Raw genomic sequence first — 1,114 nt, 5'->3', positions numbered from 1 at the left:
GTTATTATTACTTTTATACTTGATATATTTCATGCAGTGTATTATACAAAATATTTATCAAATAATACATTAAAAGGGTTGTATCTCATCATATGCTCTGACGAGCATGCGCCTTAATCCGCTTAGCTAAAGCTAGGGCTTTACGGCGCGAGTGGTAAAGTTTTAGCCCTTTTGTGGTTTAGACAAGATAGAGAAACCCCGCCTAAAAGTGAGTTAGCAAGAGCTTATGAACAAAAAGCGCGCTTTGCTAGTGTAGATGAGCAATATAAAGCACAAAGAGCGTATGAGGACTACCTAGTGCAATATTGGGGGTGCTTTAGTGTGTATCTACTTGATGAAAGCACTAATCTAAGGCCGCTTAATGAGGCGCTAGAGAAATTTGACCACATCAAGTATCACGCCATGATTATTGATAGAAAAGACTACACATACCAAGAAACCGCCATTCAAATTAGAAGTGCGGATCAAATCTTTAGCAATAGTATAGGTGAGAACTTAAGTAGCTTAGAATTGCAAAGACAAAAGATATTTAAAAGCTTTGTGCGGGCTAAGTTAGTAGAGCAAGAGAGGGCGATATTTAGCCAAGATTAACACATTCTTATCACTAAAGCTAGGGGCTTTAGCGCGCAATGGGTAAATAGATTGGAGGGAACAAAAAAAAGAAAGAGAAAAGGTTAAGCTTAAAGCGCTTTAATGTTAGGTGGTTAAAGCGGTTAGATAGGAGGCCTAGCGCGCTTAAAAATATAGCCAAACTAGATTAATAAAGCCCACACAGAGCCACACAAAACCACAAAATGACCCCCACCCCTAGCTAAGAGTAAAAGGGCTTATAAGCTTGACAGGTTAGTTTAAAAAGGCTATGATTAAAGGCGTTAGGGTTAGATGATGTGCCGAAGTGTGGCAAAGTGTGCCAAAGTGTGGCAAATGAGGTTAAAAAAGGGAGGTTTAGGGAAGTAAATAGCCCCTTAAATAGGGGCTTAGGGTGGAATGGGGGGAGGGTGAAAGGTATAAATTATATCCACGAGTAAGATGCCGCTATCATCAAATCTTTTATACACATCGGGGATCTCCTCAAGGGGGACAAACTTTAGTCTAGCAACATTGGATCTATTTT

General features: G+C 39.6%; 1 protein-coding gene. It reads left to right on the top strand.

Annotated features, from left to right (window positions below; genetic code table 11):
* Positions 1-171: 171 nt before the first annotated feature.
* Positions 172-591 (top strand): hypothetical protein, encoded by a 420-nt coding sequence (locus tag G6Q00_RS08160; protein WP_163532746.1) that lies wholly within the window; start codon positions 172-174, stop codon positions 589-591.
* The last annotated feature ends 523 nt before the right edge of the window (positions 592-1,114 follow it).

Origin of the sequence: Helicobacter suis (genome assembly GCF_902196125.1) — a bacterium.
GTDB classification, from domain to species: Bacteria; Campylobacterota; Campylobacteria; order Campylobacterales; family Helicobacteraceae; genus Helicobacter; species Helicobacter suis_B.
This window is presented reverse-complemented; position numbering and strand designations above follow the sequence as displayed.